13 protein-coding genes are annotated in these 15,697 nt (G+C 43.0%); all 13 read right to left on the bottom strand.

The genetic code is table 11. From position 1 onward, the window contains the following. Positions 1 to 188: 188 nt before the first annotated feature. Positions 189 to 809 (bottom strand): hypothetical protein, encoded by a 621-nt coding sequence (locus tag C234_RS0109765; protein ID WP_027325608.1) that lies wholly within the window; start codon positions 807 to 809, stop codon positions 189 to 191. Position 810: 1 nt separating this feature from the next. Then, a complete protein-coding gene (locus tag C234_RS0109760; RefSeq protein WP_027325607.1) occupies positions 811 to 1,383 on the bottom strand; it encodes a glycoside hydrolase family 108 protein in 573 nt (190 codons plus the stop codon). Continuing rightward, positions 1,370 to 1,834: a phage holin family protein gene (locus C234_RS0109755; RefSeq protein WP_027325606.1), complete on the bottom strand. Its 465-nt coding sequence runs from the start codon at positions 1,832 to 1,834 to the stop codon at positions 1,370 to 1,372. Before C234_RS0109755 ends, C234_RS0109760 begins: the two co-directional genes overlap by 14 nt. Positions 1,835 to 1,841: 7 nt before the next feature. Continuing rightward, positions 1,842 to 2,258 (bottom strand): hypothetical protein, encoded by a 417-nt coding sequence (locus tag C234_RS0109750; RefSeq protein WP_027325605.1) that lies wholly within the window; start codon positions 2,256 to 2,258, stop codon positions 1,842 to 1,844. 18 nt (positions 2,259 to 2,276) lie between these two features. Next, the gene (locus C234_RS0109745) at positions 2,277 to 2,663 is read right to left on the bottom strand and encodes a hypothetical protein (RefSeq protein WP_027325604.1); all 387 of its coding nucleotides are present in this window, start codon (positions 2,661 to 2,663) and stop codon (positions 2,277 to 2,279) included. After that, positions 2,626 to 3,654 carry an RNA-directed DNA polymerase gene (locus C234_RS0109740; RefSeq protein WP_027325603.1) on the bottom strand — a complete coding sequence of 343 codons (1,029 nt, stop codon included), beginning with the start codon at positions 3,652 to 3,654 and terminating at the stop codon, positions 2,626 to 2,628. The genes C234_RS0109745 and C234_RS0109740 overlap by 38 nt, the downstream gene beginning before the upstream one ends. A 359-nt stretch (positions 3,655 to 4,013) precedes the next feature. Beyond that, positions 4,014 to 5,333 carry a hypothetical protein gene (locus C234_RS0109735; RefSeq protein WP_027325602.1) on the bottom strand — a complete coding sequence of 440 codons (1,320 nt, stop codon included), beginning with the start codon at positions 5,331 to 5,333 and terminating at the stop codon, positions 4,014 to 4,016. Between the two features lies 1 nt (position 5,334). After that, positions 5,335 to 5,610 carry a hypothetical protein gene (locus C234_RS0109730; protein WP_027325601.1) on the bottom strand — a complete coding sequence of 92 codons (276 nt, stop codon included), beginning with the start codon at positions 5,608 to 5,610 and terminating at the stop codon, positions 5,335 to 5,337. Between the two features lie 93 nt (positions 5,611 to 5,703). Then, on the bottom strand, positions 5,704 to 5,931 hold the full coding sequence (locus tag C234_RS0109725) for a hypothetical protein (RefSeq protein ID WP_027325600.1): 228 nt from the start codon (positions 5,929 to 5,931) through the stop codon (positions 5,704 to 5,706). A 9-nt stretch (positions 5,932 to 5,940) separates the two neighbouring features. Further along, positions 5,941 to 9,852, bottom strand: a complete 3,912-nt coding sequence (locus tag C234_RS16815) for a phage tail family protein (protein WP_152532455.1) — start codon at positions 9,850 to 9,852, stop codon at positions 5,941 to 5,943. Positions 9,853 to 9,884: 32 nt separating this feature from the next. After that, a complete protein-coding gene (locus tag C234_RS0109715; protein WP_034536878.1) occupies positions 9,885 to 11,090 on the bottom strand; it encodes a LamG-like jellyroll fold domain-containing protein in 1,206 nt (401 codons plus the stop codon). A gap of 1 nt (position 11,091) precedes the next feature. Further along, entirely contained in the window at positions 11,092 to 11,601 is a 510-nt protein-coding gene (locus C234_RS0109710; protein ID WP_027325598.1) for a hypothetical protein, read from the bottom strand. A 30-nt stretch (positions 11,602 to 11,631) separates the two neighbouring features. After that, positions 11,632 to 15,564 (bottom strand): hypothetical protein, encoded by a 3,933-nt coding sequence (locus C234_RS0109705; protein WP_027325597.1) that lies wholly within the window; start codon positions 15,562 to 15,564, stop codon positions 11,632 to 11,634. Between the last annotated feature and the right edge of the window lie 133 nt (positions 15,565 to 15,697).

Below are 15,697 nucleotides of genomic sequence, written 5' to 3'. Positions count from 1 at the left end.
CGATACGCTCCACGATTTCAATTGATTATCAGGATATTAAGAAGAGCGGTACACGGAAAGGTACACGAACTCCCTCTATTTAACATTTATAAACCATTTATATATAAGCAAAGAATAGCCCGACATAAGCCGGGCTACTTATGCTATCTAATTGATTAGATAGCTTTTGCAACAATGATATTGCAAAGTTAATATTTTCTTATAAAAATACGGTGTAACCACAATAAAAATCCTTTTATCCAATTCAGGACAGGAACACGTTTCAAGTAAAGAAGCGCAAGCGCACCTATGGCGATAATATAAAAGATGTACCGCCAACGCTTGGGGTCGGGGGTCGGTTCTTGCTGCTTATCCATGTTTGTTTCTTGCTTTGACATGGTGGCGGCATTCTCCGAATTGTCACTTTCTCTTGATTCTTTACTTTCTCCCTTTTCCTGAACATCAGATTGAATTACCGTTTGCCGGATTGACTTCACCACACCTTGCATCTTGCCAATATCATTCAATTCAATACTTGCCATCGGCTTTGTTTCATTTGAAGTCTTTTTGGATGAATCTTTGTGATTGGCAAGTTCACCTTGTGGTTGGGTTGTGGTCGGTGGGTAAAACTCAATTTCGGTTATGGTAACTTTTCCATGTTCCGTTCGGGTTGTGTCCACAACCTTTTCGGTTCTTTCCGTTACTTCCTTGGCAACTGCAACACTATCAAGCTGCATTTCCTTGGTTCTTGTCGCTTTCTTGGTCGCGCTGCACGATGTAAGCAATACAAGCAACACAATCCATAAAACCAATGCAATAACCTTTTTCATATCATAGTCTTTTTAAGTCATTCAATCGGTTAAGCCAACCTTTCAAGAAGCGTTTGTTGGTGTGCGTCAACAACTCCTTTTCGGTCGCCTTGCGCCCAATTCTTGCTTCATAGCGTTTTACACTCCCTGCCGTGATGTCCTGCAAGAACTTCTTGCGTGCATCAAATACAGTTTGAAAGAACTTGTCCGGGTCTTGTGCATTAAGGGCTTCAAGCGTCTTTTTACCTACAATGCCATCCACCTTGACACCAAGCAATCTTTGAGGTATAAGAATGCCATGCGCCCCTGACCCCCAAACCCAATCAACAAGGATGTTTGCCACCTTTTGTGAGGTGATAAGGTCGGCTTTCCATCTATCCCAAAACATTGTTTTGAGAATATCCAACCACTCATTTTCTGTTAGCCTTTTCAAACGCTCAACAGTCGGGCGTGGGTATGCCTTTCGCTTGCAATAGGCTTCAAAGGTTGCAATCGTTACACCCATATTCGTTGCCCCGCCAGCATCAGCGGGGTCATCCGCAAAGCCACCTTCCCATTTCTTGATGTAAGGGGCTAATAATTCAATTTTTGCCATCTTCTGTTCCTTTTTTATTCATGTACTCACTAACAGCCCTTGCGATAGCATCTATATTATCTTTGTGTGCCACAATTTGCCCCGCCAACGCCGCAACATTATCAATCTTTACTTTATCTTCCGCTTTTTCGTATATGGATTTTATTTCTATTAACCCTATTCCAATAGCGCCCAAAAGGGTTATAAAGGGGAACATCGGGAAACGATATTGATAATAAGTTTCCAAATACCATATTGAAGCCATCTGCATAGCATCAATAACGGTGAGAGCAAGTAATACGTTATAATATCTTGCAATCTTATCAATGGTTCGTTTGAATCCATAGCTTGACCGGGCAATTCCATTTTTCTTTGCTTTTCTAACCCCCGACCATAAATCGGCAAGAATTGCAAATAAAACAAGCATGTAGATGCCAAATAGCATCCAAAGTGTTACAATTATTTTTTCCATTTTTTAATTAAGTAAATTGAAAACATTTTCCGACCTTGACAATGGTAGTGTCCATTGGGTACAAAGACAAAAAAGGCAAGCCACTTTCATTTCGTTTCTTGTTAATTGCAGGCAAATTAATTTCCGCCTTTTGGATTGCAGAAATCAAAATGTCCGACCCGGTAAAGCAAGAACGTCTTTCCCCAACGGGTGTCCCATCGGGGTTCTTAGTGTAATAATCGCCGTTTTGGTCTGGTGATTCATTGAATGTGGCAAGCACAACTTGCATTTGCATACGCAACCCGGACGCATTCTTTCCCGGATATTTTGTTGGCTGAATGATTGTTTTTTCAATCAGGATTCGGCGACCGAACAAATCTTCAATCTCGATTCCCTTGCCAATAACCACGTCCGATTCAATCCCAAGTTCACAAAATTTTGCCATTATTGTTCGGTTCAATGTTTAGTTCGACAATGTGTTTACCAACAATACGTCCAAATCCTCGGTGAATTGCAAATATTCCTTATATTCGGCAACTGCCTTATCATCCGGGGCAACGCCCAAAACGTGCTTGTTATAGCTGTTTACAAGGTCAAATTCTGCTGTTTCATCAAGAACTGAACGGATAATTACTTTCTTCAAGTTCGCCTTATTGGGCTTATTGAATGTGCGAATCTCGCAGCACTTCCAACCAACTTGAACTTCCTGTTCCTGACCATCAGGAATGCCCATTTCGGGTTCGATGTTGAAACGATAAATTGAAGAACCATCGTTGTCTTTCTCCAAAATCGCGGGCATACCGTGCGCCATATCATAATGCGCGTTTGCTTCGATTGAATTTAATTTCATACGGAAATGTTTTTGAAAGTTTGTTCACTAAATTGATTGAATCACAATGCTTGCACCACCCCCACCAACTGCAAATTTGCTGTTTATAAGTTTCTTTTGTCGGGACAATCTTGCGTTTGTTCAACTTCGCCACCCGGCGGCAAAGTTTCTGCTTGATTGACTTTCGCAAAAGAGTGTGGGAATGATAAAAGACATATCCCAAGAAGTCAATACCTCTTGCTTCCACAGGGAATACTTGATAATTCCGCTTGACAGCCAAATTGAGATTGTCGCGTAAATATACCCGGATTTCGTGCAACAATCCGTGCAAAAAATCCTTGTTCGGTGAAAGAATCACAATATCATCGGCGTAACGCCAATAATACTTCACCCGCTTTTTCTCTTTCAACCAATGGTCGAAATATGCCAAGAAAAGGTTTGCAAAGTATTGTGAAAGATAGTTGCCAATTGGCACGCCATCAACTGAATCAATGATTTCGTCAAGCAATGCCAAAAGGCGACCATCTTTTATTTTACGCCGCACAACCCCTTTCAATAACTCGTGGTCGATTGACGGGTAAAACTTGCGAACATCTATTTTCAGGCAATACCGTGTGCCGTCCGGGTCTTGCTTCAACGCCTGTTTCACGTCCTTGGCGCACTTATGGATTCCGCGATTCTTTATGCAAGAATATGTGTTCTTGTTGAACACCGAAACCCAAACGGGTTCAAGAACATTCATTATTGCGTGGTGCAATATGCGGTCGGGATAGTATGGCAACCGATAAATAAGACGTTCTTTTGGTTCGTAAATCGTGAAAATGTGATATTTCGATGTCTTGAATGTGCCGTTTTTCAAAATTTCGTGCAAAGCAAGCAAATTGGCTTCACGGTTCTTGTCGTGAACCCTGACACCGTATGACTTCAACTTGCCTTTCCTTGCTCTTTCATCGGCAAGACGTAAGTTTTCAAGTGAAATCACTTCGTTAAATATGTTTCCAATTCGCTTCATTGTATCACTATAACACAAGTTTGCTTGTATATTAGGGTTCTTCGGGTGTTATCCCTACCAAAACCGTTTTACTTATTATATTTTTTGCCGTTGGATTCATCCAACTCATTCAACCCCGTTTGGGCTGTTTTTGTGGCAAGGTTTCCGATATGCAACTATATTTTTACAAGCATAGCTGAGAACCGATATTCGCATTCGCATTCGTAGCCGTATTATTCGTATTCGCATAAACGAACCCTGCATTCGCACCATTATTCGCATTACCGCTGAACAAAACGCCACGACATCGGACAACCTTATTTAATTTCATTCAATCATCAAAATTCCATCATTCAATTGTTGTGGTTCGATTGGGCATTTCACTCCGCTTCGATTTGCGGGTCAAAGCAAAGCCGAGAACCGAAATACGCATGCGCATACGTAGCCGTATGAGTCGTATACGCAGAAACGAACCCCGCATTCGCACCAGAATACGCAGGACCGCCGAACAAAACGCCACGTTCGCTTACGCCACTTTCGGGAATGCTTGTGTAAAAGTAATCACACAAATAGGTGGTCGAACCACCGCCAACTTCCAATGGCATAATCTCGCCATCTTCACCAAGAATCAGCTTCTTTACATAGCCCTCTTTTCGGGGTAAATTACCGCGAAATTTGTAGTTTGCCACACCCGAACTTGTGAATGTTGCCGGGTCGTCACAAACGTAAAATTCAGACAAGCCGCCATCTGCTTCTGATTGAATCAAGCATTTGCAACCATCAGTCCATTTCCACACATGACCGAAAGGATTTTCAACCCCTCTGTATGACGGAACACTAACTTTTGTTTCCTTGCCGGGGTCGTATTCATTGGGCAATGTGTATTCTACCACTCCCGTTTTGTTTCCAAGACTGTTTGTTTTGCCACAAGGGACAACGGGATAATTGCCATTTAGATTGCTCCATTTACCCCAATTCAAATTTGTTACACCTGCACCCAATCCACCTTGGCGATAACCACTTTCATCAAGTGCTGCATTAAATGTGTCTTGTGAATCAAATGTGCAATATTCAACGGCATACAACCACCATAACTTGCGGTGTGTATGATATAGATTGCAATTCCATTCAGTTGTGCCACGCTTTCGGGCATACGCACGGAAATTGGTCAATGATATTGCCGTTGCTGGCATACCAAGTTGCGTTTTGGCTGTTCCATCACGTGAAGCATCATTATTTCCACCGCGGTAATCTGCATCCATAGAACAAACGGCGGCAAGTTTGTTGGTTGACCGTTGTACGGTCGCTTCCACCGCTGAAACATAGCCTTTTCGCCAAAGATGGAAACCGGGTAATGGTTGCGTTGATTGCAAGTGGCGGCATTTATTACCATCCATTTCAAAACGCACATACATATCCGGCAATTCTACCATATATTGCCCATCCTTGCCCGTTAGGTTTGCGACTGCACCATTATCACGTTTAGTTGAATCATTGGCGTGCAAGTAATAATTCACACTACCATCATCATTTAAGATACACCGACGCATCAATGATTGCAAGGGCAATTCCTTGTGCAACTCCATCTTTCCAATGCGCGTTGGCTTCGGATTGGAAACGGTTATATCCCATTCGATGCCATAATAATAATCATAGGCGAATTGCGGCTTTGTTCCGCCGACACCAATTAAAAGTCCCATATTAGTAACCCCATTTTAAATTAGTACCCGACAATGAAGTTTGCTTCACTGTCTTAATTATTTCAGGATTCCAACCGCATTCAAATTGCGTTTCTATGAAATCCCCATCACTCATTCCGGCAAGCTGCACCGATAATGTTATGGGCTGCAAACCGTCATTTTTGACATTGAACACTTGACCGTCCGGCAAGGTGAAATCGCCATCGCTTAATCCGTTAATAGCTCCCATTTTTCCTATTTGGGCGGAAACGTATTCGCCACTTCTTGTTTCGCGCATAATTGATAAGGTTTTGATACAAAAATATTCATTTAATGCGTTATTATAACACAAGGTGGATAAGTTGGACATAACTTACCAACGCTTAATTATTTAGATACTGCTTTTAACGACCCAAGATTGTATCAACTTTCCGTCTATGATTTCAAGTGATTCGATAACCGATTCTCCCGGTTCTGCCATCGGTTGCTCACTTGCGACGAAATCAAGAAAGCCGGATTCTCTTAATTTCGTTATGTAGGCGCCTTGTGCGGTATCTACTTGCCGCAAGTCAAGTGGGGAATCCACACTTTCAAATTTTGCCAAAAGAATTTTTGCCATACATGTACATTAGTTATGATAATACACCTTATTCCAAGCTCCGTTATAATAGCGCAGGCGCAAAACATCGCCTTTCTCCATGTTAATCCCGTCGGAAATCGCCTTTCCATCATTGTTATAGATATATGCCCCACTTTTTGAATAAATTCTCACCTTATTGGGCATTATATGGTCACAAACAATCTCAATATCGAATTGCACAACTGCATTATCTGTAAGGGTGTCTATATCCGATTTGGTGGGTAGATTTACCCCGATGAAAGATGTCCCCGTGCCTGTAAATAAGAACTTGTGGGTGATTCCGATATAGGACACAATCGTGTCCGAGTATGCCACTCCGATGTACCCCCTTTCAAAAAACGCTACTTTTCCAATGTTGAATTGATTTCCATACACCCCAAGGGCTTTGGGACGATACCATGTTTCATATTGCTCATCACTTGTTTTTGCATATTTATGATGCAATTCAAGCACCGTTCCCATTATCCCGGTCAATTCCATCAGACCATTAAACGGATAGCCCAAAGAATTAAGGCATCCCAACAACACCCTTTGCGAGCCATTGTAAAAACGGATAAAATCGCGCAACAACGCCAATCCTTGCGTTGAATCTTGTTCAGATGAAGAACCATAACCGATTTGCCCTTGTTGGATTTTGAAGCCGCCAATATAGCCGGATATTGCATTTATAACACCCTCAACGGTGGCTTTGGTCATAACAACCGAACCATCTTGCATAACCCTGTAAGGCGCGGTCGCTCGATTGCCAAATGATGCGCCCGCCCAAAAGCGAACCGAACTTGCCGTTGTTCCTTGCCCCGTCATACCTGCAAGAATACTTTGATTGTCTCCCGCAACCTGAATTGTGCCAGACGTTACAATTCCGCCATCAATGGTTGTTTGTGTATTGTCATAATACACGGCAATATCCCAATCATTCACATTGTAAGACTGTGAAGATGTCTTCTTGGTGATACATCGGCGCAACTCCTTTCCGTCAACCCACAAATCGCCAACCTCATAAGGTGGATAGGGGGTTACGACAAACACACGCCTTTTACTGTCTGCGGTATCCTGTGCTTGGCTTGCCGCTTCATAAGCTGCAATCGCTTTGGCATCTTCTACCTTTTTCCAAGCATACGAATTTGTGTAATACTTCAATTCGTTCTTGGAGGTATGATACCACATATCGCCAACGTGCTTTTTCTTCACGGCTATTGTTGTCCAAGATGAAGCCGGGTCGGTAGTTTGAAACCAACATTCAACCTTTCCATCTATTTGCTCCAAAATGTCAGCAATATCGCTATTGTATGAACTATTGATAAAGTCATTCAAGCCCGAATCGTCGGTGTACTTTGAAGCCTTTCCCCAATCGCCGGATGAATAAGACCCGGATGCACGGGCGGTTTTGCATCGCATAATGTCACCACTTGCACCCTGAACCCACAAATCGCCCACTTCATAAGGGGTGTAAGGGGTTGAAGTGAAAATTCGCCGCTTTGTTCCGGCAAGTTTCAAAGCATCATTTGCAATTGCTAATGCTTGTGCAACTTCTGAATCCCGCAATTCTTGCCACGAATAAGTATTGCCGTTCTTGATGAAGCGGAACACCTTGCCCGTGTCTGTGTTATAAAACAAGTCGCCAAGGTGATTTTCCTTCAACTCCGATGTTATCCATTCGCTTGCCGGGGCATTATCCAAGGTTGGGTCGTATGTATCGAAGAATTGTTCAATCTGACCATCCAATTGCGCTTGGATTTCCGACAACAAGCCCGGCAAGGTGTTGTTGATAAAGTCCTTGCTTTCCAAAGATTCCGCGCCCAATTGTTCAAGCGTTTTTTGCTCGCCATTTGAAGTGAACACGATTCGACCGCCTATTTCGGAATTGTCAAGGTCAAAATATGTTGTTCCATCGGCGGATTCAATGCGACCCGTTTTGATGAAACGACCATTTACCATTGTAAAACCATAAGTCAAGGCAATGGAACGTGCCTTTAATTCAATATCAACCGAATTGATAACACCAATCCAAAAATGGTAATAGTTGGCATCATCATCCACTTTGTGTTGCTCTTTCGTGAATATGATTGTTCCGGCTTGCCCCACCTTTTCACATTTCGCATAAATGTAATAGGCATCATCATCCTTGGCAAGTGTAATTTGCCCATCTGCAAGAACCCAAGATACCGCCGTTTCTTCATTGATGGTGTAATGTGTCAAGACACCGCCTTGCCACTTAACGACATTCTTATTGCCATTATAATTCGGTTGAAATACGGTATTTGTCAAGCCGAATTGCATTGATTTAGCACCAACAGACAATGCCAACGTGTCAATTGAATTTGGCTTTATCTTGTCGGTGTAATAATCGCCCTCCGGGTCAAAAACCATGTCCAACACTTCACGACTTGACCGCCAATTGGCGCGGGCACGGGTGGGGTCTTTCAGGTTGTTTATTGAAATAATCTTGTCTATTTCTATCAAGTCGGAAATCACACGGTTGGTTATTGATGCACTTGTGGCAATGTCCGAAATGGTAAGGGTGTAATCGTAAGGGTCAAGGATATTGCGCACAAAATATTTTATGCGAATCGCCTTGTCCACGTCAATATCTTTGTCCACCACTTGCAAGAAGTCACCGGGGGCAAAGAAATTCATTATCGAATCATCCGTTCCGACAATCTTTTTCAAGTATGCCTTGGTCACACTCAACCCATATTGCACCTTTGGTTGGCAATTTTGGTCATAGTATTTATTTGCCACTTCTGCCAATTCGGTTTCGGCGGCTGCTTCAATATCGCTTGGATATGCTACATCAAGAATTTTATATTCGTTGCCCGCACTGAATTGGAATGCCAATGATGTTTCGGATGGGAACACATCGCCCCGGTCGTCTGTGAACTTCCGAAGTGTGAATTGTTTTTTGGCATGGTTGTATTCCTTAATTTCAAAGTCATATCCGGCAAGATTCCCCGTATTGAAGTGGATTTTTGCCGCCACACCATTGACAAGATACAATGTTTCGCCACTTGCATTCTTTGCGTTCAAATCGAAAGGAAATGTTCTATCTATGAAGCTGAACACATCAACCACCGATTCAACCGCCCCCGTGAATGTCGGCTTGACATTATCAAAGTTCTTGCGCCCCTCAAATATGCCATATTTTGCCACCATTTCGGGTTTTTCAATGTATGATTGCCCCTTTGTCTTGCCCGGCAAACAAAGGCGGTCGGCACGATATTTTGATGTGATATTTTCGGATGAACCATAAACTTTCAACCGGGTAACAATGTTTGAGGATGAAACATTTTCACGGTGCAAATCATACAATCCACGTCCTTTGCCATACTCAAATTTATATGGCAAAGTTTGTCCGACACGTTCATAAAGATTGACCGTGTAAACTCCATTGGCTTGTTCAATTTCAAATTCTACATTGAAGTTGGATTGACCGCAAAGGTTCTGCAATACCGACAAGCAATTGTCAGATTCACCAAACGTCAATGTCTTGTCGCCGATTGTTTCCGGGCATTTCCCCAACTTCCATTTGCCGGGGAATACGCGGTTGGCATTGGCAATAAGAACTTGCATGAAGCGGCGCAAATTGCCCGTTAGGGTGTCACCTTGCACGTCTTGCAATACGTTGGTGGTTGTGTCAATGGTCAAATCATAGGTCACACGGAATAAATCATATTGCACACCCTCAAATTGCAACGTATATTGAAATTCGTGCATTCCTGTCTTTTTTACAGACGGCAAGCGGTTCAACTTGTAATCACGTCCAAATATGGTGATTTTGTCACCAATGTTGTACGTTTGGGGGAAAGGTGATTCAACGGTTATATCCACCGTATCTTCCGCATTCAAGCCCCAATTTTGCTTTGCGGACACAATCCCGGTTGCCGTGCGCCGATTTTGCATTGGCACACGGTTTCCATTGGGTTGTGTTATAATTATATTCGCTCCCATACAATAATCGCGTTTGTATCAAATGAAGAAATTTCATCAATGCACCCGGTAACAACGGGGAAATAGTCACCGTTTACATCATAATAGTGTTTGACTGTTACGGAATCACCGCTTATGTCATAATCAACCGAACCATCACCCCAATAGATGTTTACATACTTGGAACTTGTCAAGGTGATTGTGCAAGTCTTGGTCGATTCATTCACGCGAATGTGCTTCAAAACACGTTTCACGGGTTCGGGTTCAATCAACTTCAACTTGAATGTACCCACCATCAATTCATCCGACCATTCCTTTTGAATTTCGATTGCATCCTTGCAATACACTTCATAAATCAATGGTTTTACCGGGTGAACGTCTATGACAAGGCGGTTTGTGCCTACCTTGTCAAACTGCTGTTCAAAGGTTGTGACCTTTTTAATGAAGTCAATTTTTGATTCAGCCTTGACAAAGCATGACAACGTGATTTCCCTTGATTCATAAAATTTATGCGCCAAATCAACGCTTTCACCATGATAGTTGTCCCAACTCAATGTTGCGGGCGCTTTCATTTTCGGTCGGTTCATAATGCCGTCCGAACCTGACACATATACGCCATATTCCTTGAAGTCCACACCATCCAACAAATATGCTTGTTGCTTGCCGGACGACAATTCATTGATAAGGTCGGCTTGAAGCAAGGCAACCTTGTAAATCTTCACATCGTCAAGCAAGCCGAAACCGTATTCACCGCCGTAATAATCTTGGTTAAGCGAAATGCCTTGCAATGCGCCGGAATTGTTCACGGTCTTAATCAACTGTGCATTGACATAGAAATTGAACGTGCTTCCGCACCTTGTAACGGCAAGTGAAAACCAAGAACCGGGCTTTGCTTCAATCGTAACTTCTACAAAGTTGTTAAGCCCCGAAAAACTCAATACCCAAATCATCTTTTGGGGCGAACCGCATTCAGATTCCCGACCCTGAACCCAAGCAAGAATCGAAAATTCGGTGTTCATATTCGGCAAAATGCTTTTCGACACCTCGCAATAATCATCACCGCCGAATGAAATTGCGTTGCCGTTCTTTCCAGCGACAAAATGCGCACCGACAACCGAACCATCGGCACGGTTTTGGCTGTAATCGTATGCAATCAACGCACCGTCGCTTTCATCGAAAGGCATTTGAAAAATTATGCTGTTTGCATCCATATCAATATGTTTTTTTGTTCTTCTCCCGGATTTTCACAATGGCATCACCCATTGCATTTTTTGTTATCGAACCGCCGTAATGGTTCACACAAACTTTTGCCCGGTCGCTTGCGTGAATACTCACAACGGCATCATCGAAAATGTCTATCATCACAAAGGCGTTGTCCTTGGCAACCACATTCAATTCGGCATTGTGTTTTGCGAAAACCTCGCATACCTCAAACCTGTTCACGTCAATACGTCCTTGGGTTGTTCCCAAACACACGCATTTGGGCTTATTTTCGACTTTTATGTTGTCGTCAAGGAAAACCCCTTTCGCTTCCATAACCCCTTTGAAATGCGTTCTTATGAAGTCATTTTTGGGGTAATCATTCGCCAAGCAAAAGTCAATACCTTTCAAGTACATATCAACCATTGCTTCTTTGTTCTGTAATGTTAGCAATTGGGCATGCCAAGGGGTACAAATCCCCTTGGCTTTCGCTTGTCTTGCAAGTTCTTTCGATAACTTCATATTTCTTGTTTTATAGTGAAACACTTTTGATTACGACAAACCTTGTGACCTTAAAGAATCACCGCTTGATTTGTTTTCAAGGATAGTGATAATCCTTTCAATTCTTGCCAAATATCGGTTGTATGCCGTATTTTGTGCAATGGCGTTCAAGGTCTGCAACTGTTGGCGTAAAATTTGGGTCGCTTCAAGTTGATTGATGCGAATTGCATTCATTTGTCCGGCAACAAGACTTGCGGTTTCTTCCGTAACTCCCTTGACCGCTCCGGTCAAAGAATCATTGGACTCTTCATTCAAGTCCTTGAACAAATCCGAATAAATGCCCAACGCTTGATTGAAGTTGTTGGCGGCTGCTTGCACCTTGCGTTTGAAAGATTCAATTTCTTCATCCGTTAAGCCGTCAAATACAAAGGTGTCACCATTCCACCAACCCATTGATTGTTCAAGGCTATCAAGTGCCCCTTGAAGTTGTTGTTCCAAGAATTTCTTTTTTAATTGGTTCACAACCAAGTTTTGCAACACCTGATTCACGGTTTCTTCAAAAGCCTTGGCGGAATCTTCACCCGCTTTGAATGCGCTTGCCAAGTTGTCCGCCAATTGCGTTGAAAAGTCCTTTGCATTGGTCTGCAACAAGTCGTTGGAAATCTCCGCATACATATCGGCAATCCGACGCTCCAATTCGGCATATTGTTCTTTGAAGTCATCAACCCTGCCCCAATCGGTTTTCTTTTTTGATATTTCAGCCTCCCAGGACGCTCTCAAACGCTCTTGCTGTTGTTGCATATTGCGGATTGCCGCCTTTTGGTTTTTATAAACGTCACCACCCAACGCCTTGTCAATAGCCCAAGAAAGTTGCGTGTATGCCTTTTCAAGTTTTGAAATTGCTTCTTGGTGCTTTCTAATCTGCTTTTCTGCTTTTCGGTCTCGCGAATTGAACAGGTCAAACGCGGATGATAGCAGACCGATTGAGCCTTGAATAACAGATAATGGATTGCCTGTCGCGATACCACTTGCAAGTTGGCTTGCGCCATCAAGGATTCCGCCGATGTCATTCATTATCGCTTGGGTTTCTTCATCCATCCTAATGCCCATCTTTTCCATCCCGGAAGTGACTGCATCAATTGCTCCGCCTACAAGGTCTATTGCACCGCTCGCGCTTTTGAATACATTTGTAAGGGCTGTTTTCTTGCTTGCTTCATCTTCTGCCTTGATATAGTCTTTGATAGAAGATACCAAAGAAGAAAAGGGATTACGTTCTTGGATTTCTTTCTTCATTTTCTCGATATTACCCTTTAAAGATTCAAGGTCTTTCGGGTTAAATTCAATACCAAGATAAGCCCCATCAAGATTGCTGATTTTATCAATCAGTTCTTGAAGTTTTCGGGTGCTTATTTCGTCAAGGTCGCCAAACATCAATTCCCAATCCGGGTGTGCTTGAAGTTCTTTCAACGCAAACTTTGAAAGGGCTTCGGCTTGCGCCTTGTTCAAGGCTTCCACCATTTCGGTATTGCCGACGGCTTGCGCCGCCTTGCGCTTTTCTTCGTAACTGTCAATGATTGATTGCTTGCGCTGCTCAAATGTGCCATATTCCGCCAACAACGCATCGTAATCAACGCCACCAATGCCGTTCACATCGTTGTCTCGCTTTTTTTGACGCTTGGCAATGGCGGCGTCAATTTCGGCACGTTCCGCATCGGTGGTTACTTGCTGGCGTTTCGCCATCAATACTTCATAATCGCGGTTGTAAGCTTCATCGATACGACGTTTTTGTTCCGCGTATGAAGCATATTCTTCAAGCAATACTTCGATTTCTTCTTTAAGTTGTTCTTTGGCATCCTTTTCGGCGTTGTCCAAGGTTTCTTTCTTGGCATTGTCCAACTCTGTACCGTCCCCGGACAAATTCTTGCGCTTTTGCTCTATTATATTCAGCATTTCAAGCACAGTCTTGGCGTTTGTCAATTGCTCGGACAATTCATTGTTGAATGCTTCCAAAACGGTTTTCTTAGTTTCTTCTGCAATGGCATCGTTAAGTTGGCTCAACTGTTTATTTTGCGCCTTGGTACGCTTGGAAATATCAACCGTCAAAAGTTCGTCGCGCTGTTTTTTCAAATAGTCGATATACGTTGAACCCTCTTTCAAAAGACCCTCAAATTCCTTGTTCGCCGATTGAACTAATATCGCATCACCGGAATTTAACCACTTATTGAATCGTTGGTATTCAGCTTTGCGCTTGCTCAATTTCTCCAAGAATGGGTCTTTGTTTGCACCTGAACCACCGCCGCCTTTGTTCCCTTGTGCTTTGCTTAATTGGTCTTGAAGATTTTTAAGGTCGGCTTGTACCTTGTTAAAATCATCGCTTCCGATGTGCAAATCTTTCAACCTCTCATTTTTCTCCGAAATGGCTTGTTCAAGGGCTGCAATTGTCCCGTCCTTAATAGTCTTAACTGCCTCAATCTCTGCTTCTTTAAGAATGTTTGCCCCCTCTGTTTCGGCTGCGGCGGCATTCGTGTAACCATTCTCAATCTCTGTGTACAAGTCTTTGTTTGCTTGAATCAATTTCTCTCTTTCTTCATTTTTGACTTCAATATAATATCCTGTTCCAAATGAAGAAGTTTGCACCCATTGACTTCTGGTTTTTGGCATCGATTCAATTTTTTGTTCATTCTCCATCAAAGTTTTCACTTTTTCTTGCGCTTGCTGAACAAAAATCATTGCTTTTGCCTTTTCAATTTGTGCGGCAATAAACGCACCCTTTCCCGAATTTAGAATCCTTTCCGCATCGGCAACATCACGAACGGCAACACCAAGTTCTTCAAATGCTTTTTTGTTTTCTTCAACAAACTTTTTCTTGGCATCCAAATCACCGCCAAGCCGATTCCACTTTATGGAAAGACTTTCAATTGCTCCGATTGCTTTGTATGAACCCTCGACAAGTTCTTTGTTGAATTCTTCTTGTGCTTTCTTGGCTTCTTTGTTTTTTGATATAATTCTATCAATAAGCACTATCGCTCCCGTTATGGCAACCGACAATCCAAGTGTAAGCGTTGCCATCAAAGCCTTAGCCGCGACATTGGATATACCAAGGGCGGCGGCAAACTTCATTTCGGCGACAGTGAGCAATTCTTTGGCTTTCCGGACGGTTACAAGCCGAAATGCGCTATCCTTATTCAACGTCTGTGCAACCTGTTGCGTTCCTATTGCAACAGCCATCACGCTTTGAACCTTTGTCATTACCCTTTGTAGGTTCTCGTTTTCACCAGCGAACAATGATATTGCACCCGTAGCGGCTGAAAAACCACCTGCAATCCCTGAAAGACCCTGAATAAATCCTTGAAAGTTGGCTTCATCGTTAGCAAGAATGCTTCCTTGTGCCTGTATGTCACCCTGAATATCCATCAAGCGTCCAAGTTCCGCCGTCATTTCCCGGTATTTATCAGTCTGGTCTCCGAATTGCTCACGATACAATGCCATTTCTTCTTTCAAAGCGCGGATTCGGGTTCGCAAGGAAACGTGGGCTTGCGCCGTCTTTTCCGCTTGCTGCGCCGATTCTTCTAACTTTGCGGCTTCTTTTTCAAGGGCGTTGGACTGTTCGCGCAACTCTTTCAATAACTGCTTGCGAACCGTCATTTCGCCTTGAATTGCATTCCTTTGCTCCTGTAAGGCGCGAAATTCATCATCACGTCCACTTTTAAGGGCACGGTTCATTTCATTGCCCAAACGGTCATATTCCTGACCCAAGCGGTCAAGTGCTTGTTCGTGCTCAACGCAAATATCACCGATTTTCCCAAGCGCTGAACGAACTTGCACAATCATTTCTTGCGTGGTCTTGTCCATCACATCACCGCTTCCAACTACCGCATCGGAAAAACCTTGCACGCGACGCAAGGTTTCGTCAATTGCCGAATTTAGTTGGTCATTATCCATTACGGACTTAAAAGATAATGCCCCACCGTCAATTTCTGCCATATTACATCATGCTATTTACGAAATTCAAAATCTGTTCACCGTTGTTCTCGGTCAATTCTATCTCTTCAACCCCGTTGTTGTCACTGAAATCGTAACTTGGGGCATCAATCATCATACGTTGAACAACCGACCA

The sequence above is a fragment of the Bacteroides pyogenes DSM 20611 = JCM 6294 genome, assembly GCF_000428105.1.
In the GTDB taxonomy this organism is placed as follows: Bacteria; Bacteroidota; Bacteroidia; order Bacteroidales; family Bacteroidaceae; genus Bacteroides; species Bacteroides pyogenes.
Note: the sequence above shows the minus strand (reverse complement) of the source record. Positions and strands in the feature narration are given on the sequence as shown.